This window comes from Streptomyces hoynatensis, assembly GCF_003626535.1.
Classification (GTDB): domain Bacteria; phylum Actinomycetota; class Actinomycetes; order Streptomycetales; family Streptomycetaceae; genus Streptomyces; species Streptomyces hoynatensis.
The window spans coordinates 51,562-68,383 of sequence record NZ_RBAL01000007.1; the positions used below are offsets into that span (position 1 = coordinate 51,562).

At 73.4% G+C, this 16,822-nt stretch carries 15 protein-coding genes; 7 read left to right on the forward strand and 8 right to left on the reverse strand.

Annotation, left to right across the window (positions count from 1 at the left end; all coding sequences use genetic code 11):
• Nucleotides 1–204: 204 nt before the first annotated feature.
• The 4 genes from D7294_RS14135 to D7294_RS14150 all read left to right on the forward strand — a co-directional run bounded on the left by D7294_RS14135 (nucleotide 205) and on the right by D7294_RS14150 (nucleotide 6,067).
• Nucleotides 205–1,737, forward strand: coding sequence for a tetratricopeptide repeat protein (locus D7294_RS14135; RefSeq protein WP_120679460.1), 1,533 nt, complete (start codon nucleotides 205–207; stop codon nucleotides 1,735–1,737).
• Between the two features lie 499 nt (nucleotides 1,738–2,236).
• The gene (locus D7294_RS14140) at nucleotides 2,237–2,710 is read left to right on the forward strand and encodes a hypothetical protein (RefSeq protein ID WP_120679462.1); all 474 of its coding nucleotides are present in this window, start codon (nucleotides 2,237–2,239) and stop codon (nucleotides 2,708–2,710) included.
• A gap of 640 nt (nucleotides 2,711–3,350) precedes the next feature.
• A complete protein-coding gene (locus tag D7294_RS14145) occupies nucleotides 3,351–3,929 on the forward strand; it encodes a TerD family protein (RefSeq protein ID WP_120679464.1) in 579 nt (192 codons plus the stop codon).
• 173 nt (nucleotides 3,930–4,102) lie between these two features.
• On the forward strand, nucleotides 4,103–6,067 hold the full coding sequence (locus tag D7294_RS14150) for a TerD family protein (RefSeq protein WP_120679466.1): 1,965 nt from the start codon (nucleotides 4,103–4,105) through the stop codon (nucleotides 6,065–6,067).
• 159 nt (nucleotides 6,068–6,226) lie between these two features.
• Here the strand turns inward: D7294_RS14150 and D7294_RS14160 are convergent, their stop codons facing one another.
• On the reverse strand, nucleotides 6,227–7,177 hold the full coding sequence (locus D7294_RS14160) for a glycosyl hydrolase (protein WP_120679470.1): 951 nt from the start codon (nucleotides 7,175–7,177) through the stop codon (nucleotides 6,227–6,229).
• 51 nt (nucleotides 7,178–7,228) lie between these two features.
• Entirely contained in the window at nucleotides 7,229–8,032 is an 804-nt protein-coding gene (locus D7294_RS14165; RefSeq protein ID WP_174248351.1) for an alpha/beta fold hydrolase, read from the reverse strand.
• A gap of 62 nt (nucleotides 8,033–8,094) precedes the next feature.
• Between D7294_RS14165 and D7294_RS14170 the strand changes: the two genes are divergently transcribed.
• Complete coding sequence (locus D7294_RS14170) at nucleotides 8,095–8,511, forward strand: MarR family winged helix-turn-helix transcriptional regulator (protein ID WP_120679472.1); 417 nt, start codon at nucleotides 8,095–8,097, stop codon at nucleotides 8,509–8,511.
• 132 nt (nucleotides 8,512–8,643) lie between these two features.
• On the opposite strand, the gene D7294_RS14175 is transcribed toward D7294_RS14170, so the two are convergent.
• Nucleotides 8,644–9,378, reverse strand: coding sequence for a L,D-transpeptidase family protein (locus tag D7294_RS14175; RefSeq protein WP_120679474.1), 735 nt, complete (start codon nucleotides 9,376–9,378; stop codon nucleotides 8,644–8,646).
• 342 nt (nucleotides 9,379–9,720) lie between these two features.
• On the opposite strand from D7294_RS14175, the gene D7294_RS14180 reads away from it, so the two are divergent.
• Nucleotides 9,721–10,185, forward strand: a complete 465-nt coding sequence (locus tag D7294_RS14180) for a VOC family protein (protein ID WP_120679476.1) — start codon at nucleotides 9,721–9,723, stop codon at nucleotides 10,183–10,185.
• Between the two features lie 195 nt (nucleotides 10,186–10,380).
• Here D7294_RS14180 and D7294_RS14185 read toward each other — a convergent pair whose 3' ends face one another.
• The 5 genes from D7294_RS14185 to D7294_RS14205 form a co-directional block, all read right to left on the reverse strand.
• The gene (locus D7294_RS14185) at nucleotides 10,381–11,178 is read right to left on the reverse strand and encodes an inositol monophosphatase family protein (protein WP_241562352.1); all 798 of its coding nucleotides are present in this window, start codon (nucleotides 11,176–11,178) and stop codon (nucleotides 10,381–10,383) included.
• 159 nt (nucleotides 11,179–11,337) lie between these two features.
• On the reverse strand, nucleotides 11,338–11,931 hold the full coding sequence (locus tag D7294_RS14190; protein WP_206619505.1) for a DUF1349 domain-containing protein: 594 nt from the start codon (nucleotides 11,929–11,931) through the stop codon (nucleotides 11,338–11,340).
• A complete protein-coding gene (locus D7294_RS14195) occupies nucleotides 11,931–13,094 on the reverse strand; it encodes a glycosyltransferase family 2 protein (protein ID WP_158674623.1) in 1,164 nt (387 codons plus the stop codon). Before D7294_RS14195 ends, D7294_RS14190 begins: the two co-directional genes overlap by 1 nt.
• Nucleotides 13,091–14,161, reverse strand: coding sequence for a zinc-dependent alcohol dehydrogenase (locus D7294_RS14200; protein ID WP_120679480.1), 1,071 nt, complete (start codon nucleotides 14,159–14,161; stop codon nucleotides 13,091–13,093). Before D7294_RS14200 ends, D7294_RS14195 begins: the two co-directional genes overlap by 4 nt.
• A 1-nt stretch (nucleotide 14,162) precedes the next feature.
• The gene (locus D7294_RS14205) at nucleotides 14,163–15,341 is read right to left on the reverse strand and encodes an aspartate aminotransferase family protein (RefSeq protein WP_206619506.1); all 1,179 of its coding nucleotides are present in this window, start codon (nucleotides 15,339–15,341) and stop codon (nucleotides 14,163–14,165) included.
• Nucleotides 15,342–15,706: 365 nt separating this feature from the next.
• On the opposite strand from D7294_RS14205, the gene D7294_RS14210 reads away from it, so the two are divergent.
• Entirely contained in the window at nucleotides 15,707–16,570 is an 864-nt protein-coding gene (locus D7294_RS14210) for an LLM class flavin-dependent oxidoreductase (RefSeq protein ID WP_120679949.1), read from the forward strand.
• Nucleotides 16,571–16,822: the final 252 nt, after the last annotated feature.

The following is a 16,822-nucleotide window of genomic DNA, read 5'->3' on the forward strand; positions in this document are numbered from 1 at the left end:
CCCACGATGGGGAGGTCCGGCGGTCGGCCCGAGAGGGGAAGCACAGTGGATTCGGCATACGGAACGCCTCCCCCGCCTCCGTCACCTCCCCCGCCTCCCCCGCCTCCGCCCTGGCCGCCCGGGGAGGCCCGCGCCGGGCGTCCGGCGCGCGATCCCCTCGCCGTCGCCCTCGCCAACGCCTCTCTGCTGGGCGCCGGGTACCTGATGCTCGGGCGGCGCAGGCTCGCCCTCGGCGGCCTCGGCGTCACGGTTCTGCTCGTCGCGCTGCTGACCTCGGTCGCGCCCGCCGTGTGGTGCGAGTGCCTCGTTCTGCTGTGGTGGGTGGCGGCCGTCCTCCACGGCTGGTACCTGGCGGGCGGGCGGCTGCGGCGTACCCGGCGCGAGGCGGCGCCCGCCGGGGCGCCCGACGCTTCCGGTGACCCCCTGCCGGAGGCGGGCGCGCCGACGGCACGCGGGGGGCGCGTGGGGCGGCAGCGGCTCTTCGCCCTCGGCGTCGCGGCTCCGGTGCTGGTGGCCTTCGCGGCCCTGCGGATCGATGCCTCGCAGATCGAGGGGGATGCCGCCGAAGCCCATCGGGCGGGCGACTGTTCGCGGGCGTTGTCGCTGCTGGACGGGCTGTGGTTCGGCCACCGGGTGGCCGACGCGCCGCTGGCCGAGCGGGCCGACGACGGCGTCGCGGCCTGTGAACTCCTGCTGGAGGCCCGGCGGCAGGCCGAGACCGATCGGCTGCGTGCCGCGCGGACGCTGGAGACCTACGAGACCCGGCCCGGGGCGCTGTGGGAGGGCGCGCGCGACCTGCGTGCGGACCTCTTCCTCGCCCAGGCCGCGGAGGAGCTCGACACCGCGCTGACCGGCGACACCGAGGCCCTGGCCACCGGTTTCGACCAGCTGACCACCGTTCTGGGGGAGTTCCCGGAGCAGGAGGACGAAGTCGAGGGGGTCATGGAGGGGTTCCTGGACGAGCTGCCCGTCGAGGACGACTGCCGGACGAAGACGATCACCGATTGGCTGGGGCAGCGCCCCGCCGGCGGGAACGTGCTGGACCGCGCGGCCGAGGCGGTGCCCCGCCTCGCGCCCGCGGCGCTCCTCGGCTGCGGCGACGATCTGATGGCGGAGGACGACTGGGCGGAGGCACGGGACCGGTACCGGCAGCTGCTGGACGAGTACCCCGGGCACGAGCTCGCCGGCCGGGCCGAGGAGGGCGTCGAGCAGGCAGGGCTGGCGATCGAGCTGGACCGCGTGCGCGAACTGCTGCGGACGGACTACACCGACGAGCAACCCGCCTACTGCGACGACCCGGCGCCTTACCACGGCGCGGCGCCGTACCGGGGGCACGGGCCGCATCCGGCGTTGCTGTTCGGCAACGAGGAGCGGGCGGGCGCCCTTCCCTCCTCGTGGCTGGCGGACGACGCGGCCGAGGCCGTACTGGTGATCTGCCTGGGCGAGGAGACCATGGGGGACGCGGTCGAGACCTGCCCGTACGAGTCCGACCTGGGCGTCTACGGGTATCAGGACGTGACCTTCCACAAGCGGGAGATACCGGCGCGCGTCTACGAGGTGCGGACGGGGGAGCCGGTGTCCCAGGGCAGCATCCAGATCGGTGGGGCAAGCTGCCCGGACGTGCTGGAGTACGAGACCTACCTCGACCTGGACCTCACCATTCCGCCCTCGGATGTGTACGTCACCTCCTCGGACGCGGATGTGCGCGCCGCCTTCGAGCCGCTGATCAACCCGTGAGCTGAGCGCCCCCGGGGACTGCGGGGGCGTACCGCCTCCGGGCGGGGGCGCGTTCCCGGGTTCGCGGGGGCGCGTTCTTCGGCTCGTGCGGGGGCGTTCTTCGGCGCGCGTGGGGGTGCGTCCTCGGTTTCGTGCGGGGGATTCGCCGCAGCCGCGGGGAAGCCGATCGTGGGGGCGCATTCGCCTCGGATGCGTTTTCGAATGTGGTGAGCATGCCATTTTTCGGACCCGGAACCGTTTCGCCGCATCGCCCGTCTATAGGGGTGCGATCACGCGGTCGACCTCGGCGGCGGGACGAAAGGGAGGGCCTTTTCGCCTGGTGCGCCGGGAAATTGATAGCGTGTTCGACGTGCTCCTCAAGGGGGCGGAACGCGCCGGTTCCCGCGGAATCGGCGCGTTCCGCGCCCCGTCCCGGGACGAGGCCGAGCACATGTGAATATTTTGAGTATGGCGCGCACATTCGCCATACCGGAGAACCGCATTCCAGGGAGAGGTTCACGTGTTCGAGAGCCGTATTTTCAAGAAGGCAGCTCTGGTCGTCGGCGGCGCGGCGGTCGCCCTGCCGCTGCTGGCCGCGGCCCCCGCGGTGGCCGCCCCGTCCGGGGCCGGGGCCGAGCAGGTCGCCGCCGCGCGGCAGGCCGCGCCCAACTCCTTCGTCCTGGGCTTCTACCAGGACTACAGCGAGGCCGTGCGGGCGAACGACCAGACGCTGGCCGAGCAGTTGCTCACCGACAACCTCACCGAAACCGCGCGCGACGAGGTCGCCGCCTGGGAGGCGGAGAACGGCGCGGACGGCGTGCTGTTCGCGCAGAACGCACCCGAAGACGTCACCATTCTCGACACGGACGGCGCCGCGGGCACCATCTACTACACCCTCGGCCTGGAATGGGGCGACGGCAGCACCACGCCCGTCACCGTGAAGTACAGCAATGTCGTCGGACTGATCTCCGGCATTTCGAACCAGACGGCCTGAGAACACCGGGAGTTCGGGCCGCCCGCGGCCGGGATCGTGCCATCTTTCCCGGCCGCGGGCGGCCCCCCTTCGCTCCACTGTGCACGCATGTCTTTCATCCCTCGCCGTGCCCGGCCGGAAGGACGGCCGGGCACGGTATTCTGCCGCCTTTTCGCCGACGCGAACTTCCCTGCTTTCCGTGTCTGTTCCCCCGGGCCGGTTTCCTCCGGCGCCTCCCGGTTCACTCCCGCGCCTTCCGGGGCGCCGCGCGAACGGGCGGGGCGGGGCGCCGGTCACGCAGCGCGCCCGGGACCGGGAGGGCAGAGAGCGGCGCCCGGATCGCGGCGTGGCGCTCGACTGCGGCGGCGGCCCGGCCCGCGGCCTCGCCGGCGGGGCCGCGTGGGCCGGCTCCTCCGCTCGGCGCGCCGGCGCACGTCCCCCCACATGCGCCCCCGCATTCCCGCAGGCCCGGCGCGGCCCGGGCAGGCAGAGCGGGAGGCGCGAGGGCCACGGCGGGGGCGGGGTGGGGCCGGGGTGGGAAGTGTCTCAGGAACGACACAAACCACCGGCGCGGCAGCCGGATTGTCGGTGGCACTGCGTAGTCTGCGGTTCAGCGACCAGACCACGGCGAGACAGTGGGACATCGGAGAGGGGACCGCTCGTGAGCATCAACATGTCCAAGGGGCAGGCCATCAGCCTGCAGAAGTCCGACGGCGGGACGCTCACCGCGGTGCGGATGGGCCTGGGCTGGCAGGCGGCGGCCCGCAGGGGGCTGTTCGGCTCCAGGACCCGGGAGATCGACCTGGACGCCTCCGCCGTGCTGTTCGCCGACAAGCAGGCGGTCGACGTGGTCTTCTTCCAGCACCTCGTGAGCAACGACGGCTCGGTCCGGCACACCGGGGACAACCTGGTCGGCGGCGTCGGGCAGGGCGGCGACGACGAGGCGATCCTCGTCGACCTCCAGCGCGTGCCGGTGCACGTCGACCAGATCCTCTTCACGGTCAACTCCTTCACCGGGCAGACCTTCGCCGAGGTGCAGAACGCCTTCTGCCGGCTGGTCGACGAGACCAACGGCCAGGAGCTCGCCCGCTACACGCTGACCGGCGGCGGGCCCTACACGGCGCAGATCATGGCCAAGGTGCACCGGCAGGGCAACGGCTGGCAGATGACGGCGCTCGGCGCTCCTGCCAACGGCCGCACCTTCCAGGACCTGCTCCCCGCACTCGTCCCCCACCTCTGAGGCGGCCCGCTCCCCGGCTTCGGGCAAGGCCCCCTCCTCCCGGCGACGGACAGGGAGCGCGGCCACACCGGGCAGCCGCCGAGGGCCGCAGGGCGAACGGTACGCCGCACGGCGAACGGGTACGCCGCACGGCGAACAGCAAGAGGAACACGAGAGGCACGAGAGGCACGAGAATGACGGCCGAGCTGATTCGCGGGCAGAACCACCCACTGCCCGAAACCCGCCTGGAAATCCGGGTCTCGGCGGGGCAGCCGATCGTGGCGGGGGCGACGCTCAACGACGAGCAGGGGCACATGCGCAGCGCCGAGTGGATAGCGCACCCCGCCTCTCCGCAGCTCCCCGGGCTCGAGGTCTCCCGCCAGGCCGCGGCCAACCACCGCCTGGCCGTCGACCTCGACGCCATGCCCGAGGCCGTGCACCGGGTGAACGTGCTGCTCGCGCTGCCCACGGGCGCCGGCGGGCCGTCCGGATTCGGCTCGGTCGCCGCCCCCTTCGTCGCCGTCACCGGCCTGGACGGCACCGAGGTCGTCAGCTACACGATCACCGACCTCGACACCGAGTCCGCCGTCGTGGCGCTCGAGCTGTACCGCAGGCAGGGCGCCTGGAAGGTGCGTGCCGTCGGGCAGGGTTACGCCGGCGGGCTCGCCGCCATGCTGAGCGACCAGGGGCTGCCCCAGGCCGGGCAGTTGGCGGCGACGATCAACGAGGCGGTGGCCGCCGGGATGGCCCGCGCCGTCGCCCCGGCACCCGTGACGCCGGAGGGGGAACGCGCCAGGGCCGCGGCCGGCGAGGCCGCCCCCGCGCGGCCCGGCCCGGCCACCTCCGTGACGGGCTCCGCCGTGCCGGGCCAATCCGGCGGGCGGATCAACTACCAGCACCCGCGGCGGCCCGGGCCGGGCGCCTCGGCGATGCCCGCGGGCGGGGCCACCCCGCCGCCCGCCCCGTCGGCTCCCCCGCCGCCCGGGGCCGAAGGTTCGGCTCCCCCGCCGCCCGGCGAGGCAGGGTCCGGGCGGCCGGTCGCGGGCGACGCCACCGGCTGGACCATGGAGGAGCGGCTGTACAACCAGGTCTGGGGCATGTTCGAGGACCTGGCCAGGACGACGGCGGCCTACCGCAGCGCCGTCGACTTCGCCGACTCCCGCCAGGAGCGGGAGCTCGACCGCGTGCTGTCCGATCCGCAGACCCGCATCGGCCCCGCCGCCGACGCGGCCCGCGCCGAGGCCCGGCAGAAGCACGCGGCGCTGGTCGAGCAGGCGCGCGCCGCCTTCGACCGGGACGTCGCCCAGCTGTCGGCCGAGTCCGAGGTCGTGGAGCCCGCCCTGCCCTGGGCCTTCGCTCGCTGGGACAACCCGGTCTGGCAGGCCTACCGGGCCCCGGACGAGGTGCCGATGGCGGTGCGGCTGGGCGACCTCGGCCTGCCCGAGCACACTTCCCTGCGCATTCCGATGCTGGTGCGGATGCCGCTGCAACGCGGGCTGTGGATCGACTACGGCCGCGGTTCCGTGGACTCCGCCGTCGCCGACCCGGACGAGTTGCGGCGGCTGGCCGGCGAGACGGCCACCGCCATAGCGGCCAGGCTGCTCGCGGCGCACCCGGTCGACGAGTTCAACGTGAGCATCATCGACCCCGCGGGGGCCGCCGCGCCCTCGCTGGCGCCGCTGCTGGAGAGCGGCGTCCTCAGCGAGCCGCCGGCCGCGGGCTCGGGCGGGGTGAGCACCCTGCTGGCCCGGCTGACCCAGCGGGTGGACCTGGTGCAGATGGCCGTGCGCTCCGGCGCGGCCGACGCCCTGCCGCCCGGCCTCGACACCTCCGACCAGCTGCTGATCGTCCACGACTTCCCGCACGGCTTCGACGACCGTTCGGTCACCCAGCTCCGTTACCTGGCGGACGAGGGCCCCTCGGTGGGCGTCGTGCTGATGATGGTCGCCGACCGGGAGGACGCCAGGGCCTTCGGCCCCGTCCTCGACCCGCTGTGGCGCTCGCTGCTGCGGCTGACGCCGGTGCCGAGCGACCACCTGGCCGACCCGTGGGTGGGGCACGCCTGGACCTACGAGCCGCCGCTGCCGCCCCGGGGCAGCGGGGTGATCGGCCAGGTGCTCCACCAGGTGGCCGCCGCGCGCCGGGCGGCCGGGCGCTGAACTCGCCCCGGCCCGGCCGCGGTTCCGTGACGGCGTTCACCGATCGCCGGCGTTCGCCGGAAGGGGACCGGCGGGACCGGTGGGCCGTGCACGCCCGTTCGCGGGACCGGTGGGCCGTGCACGCCCGGTGACGCGCCCGGCCGGCCGCTCCCCCGGTCCTCAGGCGCGCCAGTCCTTCAGGCCGGACAGGTCGAGGACGCGCGGCAGGTGGTAGAGGGCGCGAATCGCCGCGTCCTCGTTGCGGTCGGTGACCACCTCGGGCCAGGCCATGAACCAGGCCCAGCGCGGCTGCTCCTCGAACACCTCGGCCGCGGGAAGGTCGCCGATCTCGCCCAGGCCGATCGGACGTCCCTCGGCGAGTTCGAGCAGGGCGTCGTAGTGCTCCCGCTCGTAGTGGCCACCGTAGGTGTCGACGGCCAGCACGTCGACCACGTCGTGCCCGGGGAAGTAGGGGGCGAAGGGACGGGCACTGTCGTAGGCCGAGTTCGGGCTCCACGTCCAGATCAGGTTGCGCAGGCCGTGGTGGTGGACCAGGCGGTCGAACAACTGCCGCCACAGCGCGGTCAGCCGCTCCGGCCGGCCGCCCCACCAGAACCACGGGCCGTTCATCTCGTGGTACGGCCGCCACAGTACGGGCACGTTCGCCTCCTGCAGGGCCCCCAGCACGGACGCGGCGAGGTCGACCTGCGCGCACCAACGGGCGTGCAGGCCGGAGCCGGGGTCGAGCACGGCGTCGAAGTCGGCCGCCGGGAAGTCCCGGATGATGCCGCCGTCGAAGACCACGGGCTCCTCGTCCGGCGGGCAGACCGCATGCCAGGTGTAGGTGACGACGGCGCCGCGCTTGGCCCAGGCCACCGCCTCGGCGACGTTCGGCCGGCGGCGGTCGACGCCGTCGAGCGTGCCCGGGGCGGAGAACCCGATGTCCTGGCCCCACACCGCGGGAACGAGGCCGGTGATCCCGGTGAGCCGCTCGGTCCAGGCCGAGCCGTGCACCGGCTGGTTGTGCTGTCCGGCGAGCGTGGCCCGGCCGCTCACCCGGTACAGCAGATCGAGCAGGTCCTTGGCCTCGGGCGTAACGTCCGGCGTGACGGGGGCGACGGGATGCGACATGCGTTCACCGTAACCCGGGGGAATTTCCCCCGCTCCCGGCGCCCGCCGTGGTCACCTCGCCGCGGGGGCGGCAACCCCGTCGAGGTAGGCGTCGATCAAGGCGAAGGTGGCCTCGGGCTGTTCGATGTGCGGGAGGTGGCCCGCCTCGGGCACCACCTCGAACCTGGCGTCGGCGAAGGCGGCCGCGTAGGCGGCACCGTAGGCCGGGGTGACGATCCGGTCGCTCTCCCCCCAGACGAGGAGCGCCGGAACCCGCACGCCGCCCAGCCGGCCCGGCAACTCCGGGTCGTGCATGGAGGGCACGCCCGCGAGCGCACGCATCGTGGCCATGTTGGCTCGCTGCCGGGCGCGTTGCTCCTCGGGGACGCCGGCCGGGTCGACGTAGTGGCGATCCGAGTCGTGCCAGGCGTACTCGGCGACCCCGCGGGCGTCGAGCGCGAAGAAGTCCCTGATGGGCTCGCCTTCGACGCGCACGCCGACCGCGTCCAGCAGCACCAGGCCGGCGACGACTCCCCCGGTGTCGCGGACGGCCATTTCGGCGGCCGTCCAGCCGCCGAGCGAGGAGCCGACGACGATCACCTCGCGCAGCCCACGCTCGTGCAGGAACTGGAGGTACACGGCGGCGAGGTCGCCGATGCCGGCGAGCCACTCGGGGCGCTCGGTGCCCTCCCAGCCCGGGTGAACAGGCGTCAGCGTGTGGGCACTCCCGGCCAGGTGTGCGGCGAGGCCCGCAACGGTGGCCGGACCCCCGCCGCCGTGGAGGACCAGGATCGGCCTGCCCGCCCCCGCTTCGGTCATCGTGAGGGCGAGATCGGGAAAGCGGTCGGTCGCGTGCTGCGTGGTCGTCAACGTCATGCCGTCACTGTAACTAAGGATCTTTATATAAGCTAGTTGTGTCCTTCCTTTAGACTCGGTTCATGCACGGTGAGCTGCAGACCCTCGGCAGAGCGGTCAAACAGGCCCAGTACCGCCAGCATCGGGCGCTGGACGGCGCCCTCGCGGCCGTCGGCACGACGCTGGCCCAGTGGGATGCCCTACGCGCCATCGCCCGCGCCCCCGGAGCCTCGGCCCGCGCGCTGGCCTCGGCAACATTCCAGAGCGAGCAGGCGTTCGGCGCGCTGGCGGGGCGCCTGGTCGCCCAGGGGCTGATCGAACGCCGCCCCGGCCACGGCCGTCGCATCGAGCACCACCTCACGCCCGCGGGCGAGAAGGTCCTGGCGGCCGGCCATCAGGTCGCCGACAAGGTGCTCGCCGACTGCTTCGCCCCGCTGCCGGCAGCCGACCGCGCCACCCTCCTCGGCCTCCTCCGGCGCCTCAACGGGGAAGAGGACTGAGGCCATGGCCATCGTTTCGGGCGGCGGGCGGCAGCCAGGCGCGGCGACGATGCGCGCCTCCGCCGCTCCCGCAGCCCGGGCCGGCACCGGGCCGGCGCCCTCCTCCGCCCGCCGTCCGGCGGCTGCAACGGCTCAGCGGCTCAGCGAAGCGGCGTCGCCCATGACGATCACCGGGTGCCTCGCGGGGTCGAGGCGGCGCAGCAGCAACCGCATGTGCTCCTCGGCGAGGGTGACGCAGCCGTGCGTCGGGCCGCCGTGATCCACGTGAAGCCATATGCCGCCGCCGCGGTCGACGCCGAGCGGTCTCGTCGCGTCAAGCGGGGAAACCCCGGGCGAGCGGTTGTAGTCGATGGCCACCACGTAGTCGAACGCGCCGGCCAGCGGCTCGCCTTCGAAGCCGGTGCCGTCGGCGGTGAAGGCATCCGAACGGTGATACGGGAGCTTGCTGCCCGGATCGGGGAGCCGCCCGCCCGCGTCGGAGAGGGTGAACACCCCCATCGGCGAGCGCAGGTCGCCCTCGTGGTGGTCGGCGGTCCAGCCACGCAGCGCGTTGTGCGCGGGCCAGGAGGCCCCGGCGCGCCAGCCCGCGGCGGTGCGCTCATAGAGGACCACCGAGGAGTCGGAGGAATCCGGCCCCTCACCCCTGACCAGCACGACCTGCCCGGCCTCCCGCGGGATCTCGGCCAGCGTGCGCGGGCCGAGACCGGGGGGCCGCCGGGGCAGCGGGCCCGCTGCCGCCTCCCCCGCGTGCACCTCCTGACGCTCGGCCGCCCCCGCCGCCCTGGCCTGGCCCGCGGTGGGCTCGCCGCCGGGAAGGACCCCGCAGGCGGAAAGCGCCCCCAGGACGGCCGCGGCCAGGGTCGGCATGGCGGCCTGACGCGGCCTGAGCAGACGCGCCGCCGGTGCCCGCGCCCCACGCGGACCCCGCTGCCGCGCCGCGCGCCCCGCGCCCCGGCGCCCTTCCCCTCGCCGCCCTGTCCTCACTGCCTTCTCCCTCACATCCACGACCCTCACACTCTCTCAACGGACGAAACCGCCCAAGAGGTTGCCTGGGCGACGGAAATTCGCCCGAATCCGTGGGAATGCCGAGGACACACGGGAATCGGAGGAACCGCGGAAGTGCGGGCGAAGGGACCTACGACCGACGGGGTAGCACGGCTCGTGCCGTGGTCCGTGGGCCGGGCGCGGCGCGCGGGGCAGGGTGGGGGAATGAGCACTTCCTGGCCCTCCCACCTCGACGTGGGCGCGGTGCGCTTCGCCCGCCCGACCGCGCGCTACGACGCCGTGCTGGCGTTCTACCGCGACGACCTCGGACTGCCCGTCCTTGCACAGTGGCGGGACCACGCCGGATACGACGGCGTGGTCTTCGGACTGCCGGGCACCCCGGTGCACATGGAGATCACACAGCACGGAAGCCCGCCGGTGATCCCCGCGCCCGACCCCGAGAACCAGCTGGTCCTCTACCTGCGCGGGCCCGAGGCGCTCGCCACGGCCGTGCGCCGGCTGGAGGAGCGCGGCCACCGGCGGGCCGCCGCGCAGAACGTGTACTGGCCCGAGCGCGGCGCCGTGCTGTTCCCCGACCCCGACGGCTGGCTCGTGGTCCTTGCTCCCTGGGTGTTCGGCGAGGACCCCGTGCCGGCGCCGCGGCCGGTGGCGCCCGAGCCGGACGCGTAGCCGCAGGCCGGGGCCCGCGGCGGCGGGTACGGCACGCGCCGAACACGGCGGCGGGGTGCGGCGCGGCGATCCGGACGGAGGGGTGCCGCGGCCCGTTGCGGCGCGGGCCGCGGCGCTCGGCGCGGGAGGGCGCACGCGCCGGCGTGTGTGCCTGCGCGTCGCGCGCGGGGTGCTCCCCGCGCCGAGAGGAGGCGCTCAGACCGGGGCCGCCGCGGCCGGCGCTCCGAGCAGCACGCTGAGGTCGCGGTGCAGCGCCGGTCCCGCCGCGAGGACCCCGCCGCCGAACGCCGTGACGGACGCACCCGCCTCGGCGGCGATCAGCGCGCCCGCCGCCCAGTCCCAGCGCCGCAACTCGTCCTCGTAGTAGGCGTCGCACCGGCCGGCCGCGACCCAGCACAGATCGAGGGCCGCGCTGCCGCCGCTGCGGATGTCCCGCACCCGCGGCAGCAGGGCGGCGAGCACCTCTGCCTGTCTGGCCCGCGAGGCGGCCTCGTAGGAGAAGCCCGTCGCCACCAGGGCGGACGGTGGCGCGACCGGGTCGCTCACCCGCAGCGGCGCGCCGTTCAGGGTGGCGCCCGCGCCGCGGGCGGCGGCGAAGGTCTCGCCGCGCGCCGGGTCGTGCACGGCGCCCGCGAGGGCGCGCCACCGCCCGCCCTCGCGCCGCTCGCAGGCGACGCTGACGGCGGCGTGCGGAAGGCCGTAGGTGTAGTTCACCGTGCCGTCCAGCGGGTCGAGGACCCACCGCAGCCCCGAGCTGCCCTCGCGTTCCGTGCCCTCCTCGCCGAGGAGTCCGTCGCCCGGCCGCTCGCGGGCGAGCAGGGCGACGATCGCCGCCTCCGCGGCCCGATCGGCGTCGGTCACCGGGTCGGTCGCCGAGGACTTGTAGGAGACGCCGGTGACCTGCCCGGCCCTGCGGCCGAGTTCGGCACCGCCGAGGCGGGCGGCGCGTACCGCGAGACCGAGGAGGTCGGCGGCCTCCGCCGCCGCGGCCACTCCCGCGGCTCCGCCCGCCCCCGGCACGCCCGAGGCTCCGCCCGCCCCCGGCACGCCCGAGGCGCCACCTGCCCCCGGCGCTTCCGAGGCACCGCCCGGGGCCGGCGCGGTGGCCTCACTCATGCGGGCCCCGCCCCGCCCGGGAGTGACCCGGCACCGTCACTCATGCAGCCTCCGCTCGATGGGGTCGCCGACGGAGAAGCCGGTGAAACGCGCCGTGAAGCCGCCGCGTTCGGGCGAGCAGCACATCACCCCCACCCGGCTGACCTCGCCGAGCGGCAGGTGCCCGAGGCGCAGCAACTGCCAGCGCCCGTCCGGTCGGAGGTACTGCACGAGGAGCGCGGCCCCGTGCCTGGTCACCCGCAGGGTGAGCGTCCCCTCGGGTCCCGGGAGCTCCGGCAGCGGCACGACCGACCAGTCCGAGTGCTCCCGGGTCAGCACGGCGCTGAGATGCGGCAGGCCGTCGGTGAACTCGACGCCCGTCTTCAGCCAGGTCCGCCGGTCGCCGCGCACCATCAGCCCGGACTGGTCGTAGAGCGTCTCGTAGTCCCCCGACAGCGTCACCTGGGCGGTGAAGTCGCCGTGCACCTCCCGGTACAGGAAGTGGCCGTCGTCCCGGACGAACCCGTAGAACGTCTCGCGCCAGAAGTCGGTCTCTGGACCGGTGGTGGCGGTGAGACGGCCGTCCTCGACGGACCAGCTCGGCGGCTCGTTGAGCCAGCTCATTCCGCCGAAGCCGGTGTGGGTCTCCATCAGTCCCTCCTCACGGCGCGGGCCACGCGTCCGGCCTCGGCGAGCACCGCGTCCAGGTAGCGGTCCGGCAGCCGGGTGACCGGCGCGAGCACCCGGCACTCGGCGAACGCCCCGTCCTCGTAGGGCAGCGCCAACCCGGCGAGCGGCAGCACCTCATGGGGCGCACCGGTGTCCAGGAGGGCGCCCACGTCCTTCGGCACGCCCCTCCCGTCACTCAACGCGCCAAGAAACAGGGTCTCCTCGCCCTGGACGCTGCCGCGGACCGCCGCCAGCGAGAGCCCGGGGGCGCCCGCCGCCTCGCGGAGGGCGGCGCGGTACTCACGGGCCAGCCCGTTGGCTTCGAAGTCCCCGAAGGCGGCGGCCAGTTCCACGTCGTACTCGGGCCACTTGCCCACGAAGTAGCGGTAGTTCCTGCGCTCGGTCTCGCGATTGGCGGCGACGTTGCGCAGATGGGGCAGGTGCACGCCCCACACCTCGGGCGCCATGACGATCGGCGTGCCGGTCCGCGCGATGCGGTAGGCCCACTCCAGGTCCTCGACCCCGTACCCGGTGAAGGCCAGGTCGAAGGTCAGGCCGTGCTCCTCGGCCAGGACCCGCGGCACCGCGACGAACGCGGTCCAGGCGTACGCCCAGGGGATGACGTGCTCGGCGCTCAGCCGCGGGTCGGAGCGGGCCCCGCCGCCCTCCGAGAGGGCGGCGAGGGTCTCGCGGTAGTGGGCGAAGGGGTGGACGGTGACGGAGGTGACGTCGTCGGCGTTGTTGTCGTAGTCGATCATCTGCCCCGCCACGCACACCCGCTGACCGTAGGCGTAGTAGCGCTCGTACAGGGTGCTCAGGCAGTCGGGGGGCAGGATCATGTCCGCGTCCAGGCAGACCACGATCTCGCCGGTGGCCTGGCGCAGGGCCAGGTTCCTGGCGAGGCCGACCTGCCAGTCCGCGGCGGAGTGGACCGCGGTGAGGCGCAGTCTTCCGGCGAACTCGCGGCAGGCCTCGGTGAACTCCGGCGCGTACTCCATGGCGCCCACGATGACCTCGAACTCGTCCGCGTCGAGGGTCTGCTCCGCGAGCGAGGCCAGGGCGAGCCGGATGTTGTCCAGCCGCTGCTTGTAGGGGATGACGATGCTGAACTTCAACGCGCGTTCCCCGCGCGGTGCGGCGCTCACCGCTCCCCGGCCGGCGGCGCGGAGGCGATGAGGACCTTGCAGCTCTCGGTGGTGGCCCCGCCGAGGGTTCTGCCGTCGATGTCGCAGCCGAGCGTCGCGAAGCCCTCCTTGTACTCCTCGAGCGGAACGACGTGGCTGATCAGCCGGTCGACCGGTATACGCCCGGTGGTGACCAGGTGGTACGCCTCGTCGAATGAGCCGTGCAGGGAATCGATCGAGCCGATGATCGAAAGGCTTCGGTCGGCGATGTGCATCGCGTCGATGGTGACCTGCTTGGACTTCAGTCCGATCGACATGTAGGCGCCGCCGCAGGCCAGTTCCGTGTAGAGCCGCTCCAGGAGACCCGAGGTGGTGTCCACGACGACGTCGAGCGGGGCCCGTTCGTCGCCGAAGTGGTCGCGCCTGGCCTCCTCGAGCGAGGCGTGCGCGGTGACTCCCTCGGGCAGCACCCGCTTGGCGAACTCGAGCCGCGCCGGAGCCGTCTCCACGACCACCGGGGACAGGCCCTTCAGGGTCAGCGCCCAGGTGTAGAGCAGGCCGAGCGGGCCGGCGCCGAACACGTAGGTGTAGGCGGAGAGGGAGGGCGGCTGGATCTTCCGCACTCCGCTGAGCACGCAGGTCAGCGGCTCGGTCAGGGCCGCCGCCCGCAGCGTGGTGTGGTCGGGCAGGCGGTGGACGAAGGCCGAGGTGGTGCGGTAGCGGTCGGCGTAGGTGCCGTCGTAGCTGATGCCGCTCTCGGTGCCGTGCTTGTTGACGCAGTGGTTGATCCGCTGGGTCCGGCACATCCGGCAGGTGCCGCAGTACGGCGTCGGGTTGATGACCACGCGGTCGCCCACGGCGACGCCGGTCACCTCCGGGCCGATCTCGGCGACGACGCCCGTGGACTCGTGGCCCAGGGTGGTACCGGGGACGGCCACGGGGTAGGAGCCGGAGACGACGCCGAGGTCGGTGCCACAGATGCCGGTGTAGGCGATGTCCACGACGACGTCGTCGGGGCCCTCGGCGTGCAGTTCCGGCACGTCCTCGATCGCCACGTCCCAGGCGCCGCGGAACTTCAGAGCCCTCATGTCATTCACCCTTCTCGAAGTGGGTCAATGCCGATCCGAGGCGGTCCACGATCTCGCGCGCCTCCTCTTCCGAAGTGATCAGTGGCGGACGGACCTTGACGGCCGTCCCGAAGCCGTAGCGGCTGCCGCGCAGCATGAGCCCGTGTTGCCTGGCCAGGCCGATGAAACGGGCCACGTCCCCGCTGGTGGGCAGGTCGAAGGCGAGCATGAGGCCGACGCCTCGCGGGTTGGACACGCAGGAGAATCGATCCTCCAGCTCGCGCAGCCCACTGCGCAGGACGCCGGAGGTCGCCGCGACCTGGTCGAGGACGCCGTGGTCCCTGATGTACTTGAGCGTCTCCTCCATGGCCACCAGGGCCAGCGGGTTGGCGCCGGAGGTGGTGGAGTGCTCCCAGGGCTCGAGCACGTCGAGCTCGCGCCGCATCACCACGCCGGCGACGGGAATACCCACGCCTCCCGCGCCCTTGGCGAAGGTGATGATGTCGGGTTTGAGGTCCTTGGCCACGCCGGTCGAGGCGAAAAACGTTCCGGTACGGCCGAAACCGGTCTGTACCTCGTCGGCGATGATCAGGATGCCATGACGGTCGCACACCTCGCGGAGCACCCCGTAGTACTCGGGCGGGGGCACGATGTTGCCGCCGTTGCCGAGGACGGGCTCGATGAGGAGCGCGGCCACCTGCCCGCTGGAGGCGTACTCCACGAAGTCGTCGAGCCTCCGGGCGCACATCATGCCGCAGGCGTCGGGGGTCTGGCCGTAAAAGCAGTGCGCGCAGTCGGGCGCCGGAATCTTCAGAGAGCCGGCGAAGGGAAGTGAGAAACTCTGCTGGCGGAATGCGTTGCCGGAGATCCCGGTCGCCAGCGCGCTCTGTCCGTGATGGGACAGGAACAGCGACACGACGTCGCTTTTCCCGGTTGCTTTCTGGGCGATACGGACGGCGCATTCGTTCGCCGTGGACCCGATGATGTCGCGGAACCAGAAAGCCTCGATGTGAGAGGGAAGAAATTCTCGGAGTAACGCGAAGATTTCAGCGGATGTGTCGCGGGTGAGCTCGGAGGAGAGGTGGCTCGCCCTGTCCAACTGGGCATGCAGGGCGTCGATGACCTGCCGGTTCGAGTATCCCAGCGACAGGTTGAACGTACCTGAGGCGCAGTCGATGTACGTTCCGCTGGGCGTGTGCAATCGAATTCCGCGGCCGGTGTAGCCGCTTAAGCCGGAGGGTGCCGACCTTGTTGCTGGCATGGGAGATATCCCTCCCTCGTTCGTGCATGAACGGGCGCTGGGACCGTACGACCTCGCACCCGGATGGAACTGACGCTACGCTAGATCCTTACCGGTAGGTACCGGAAAGGATTTCGACGCTGTGTGGTGATCATCACAGTTTGTCGTGCGCCTGCCCGGCTGGGCGCTTTTGCCCCGCGTATCGTCGGCCGGTTTCCCTGATACCTCCCGTGGGAAGTGGCTTGCCGGGACACTACTTCGTCCGCGGGCCCACGTACGGTGATGTGGTGAACAAGCAGACCTCGCCGCGCCGGCGCATCGGCGTGATGTTCGATCGGGACCGCAGGCCCGAGGAGTTGCCCGCCTTCGCACGGCAGGCGGAAGAAGCCGGAGTCGACGACCTGTGGGTCGTGGAGGATCTGGCCTGGGCCGGGGCCGTCTCCTCCGCGGCGCTCGCCCTGGCGGCCACCTCCCGGCTGCGCGTGGGCATCGGGATCACCCCGGCGCCGCTGCGCAACGCGGCGCTGCTCGGCATGGAACTGGCCACGCTGGCCCGCGTGTTCCCCGGCCGGCTGATCGCGGGCGTCGGGCACGGGGTGCAGGAGTGGATGGAGCAGGTCGGCGCCGCCTCACCGGCCAAGCTGGCGCTGCTCGGCGAAACGATCACCGTGGTACGGGCGTTGGTGCGCGGCGCCACCGCGAACGTCGAGGGGCGCGCGGTGCGGGTCCGCGACGTCCGGCTGGTCCACCCGCCGGCCGAGGCCCCGCCCGTCGTCGCGGGAGTGATGCGGCCCAGGTCCCTGGAACTCTCGGGGCGGGTCGCGGACGGCACGATCCTGTCCGAGGGCCAGGGGCCGTCCGCGGTGGCGGCGGCGCTCGGCCACATCGCGAAGGGCAGGGCCGCGGCCACCGAGGAACGCGGACACGAACTCGCCGTCTTCACCTACCTCTTCACCGCCGATGACCCCGCCCGGGTGGCCGCGGCGACCGCGACGACCGTCGCCGAGACGGCCGAGTGGCTCGGCATCGCCCCCGAGGAGGTGTACATGGCCTCCGGAGACGTGGCCACGGTCGCGGAGCGCGTCACCGGACTGTGGGAGGCCGGCACCACGACGGTCGTGCTGCGTCCCCTCGGCGACGACCCGATCGGTCAGATCCGCACGGTCCTCCCGGCCCTGCGCGCCGCCTGACCCACGCCGTGCGCGAACCGCCCGGCGGCTCCACCCCGCGGGTGGGGCACCGTAGGTGGACGGGGGCCTGTGGCGGGGCCTGGGGACGCGGTGTGGGGGGACGTGGGCGGAACGGGGGTGCGGGGTCGGGACCGGGGCCCCAGGAAGTGGGAACCGGGGTGGGGCCCCGGCGCCGGGGGCGGCCGGGACCACGGGGACCGCGGGGCGCGGGGACGGCTGGGACCGGCTGGCCCTGCGCGGACGGCTGGGCCC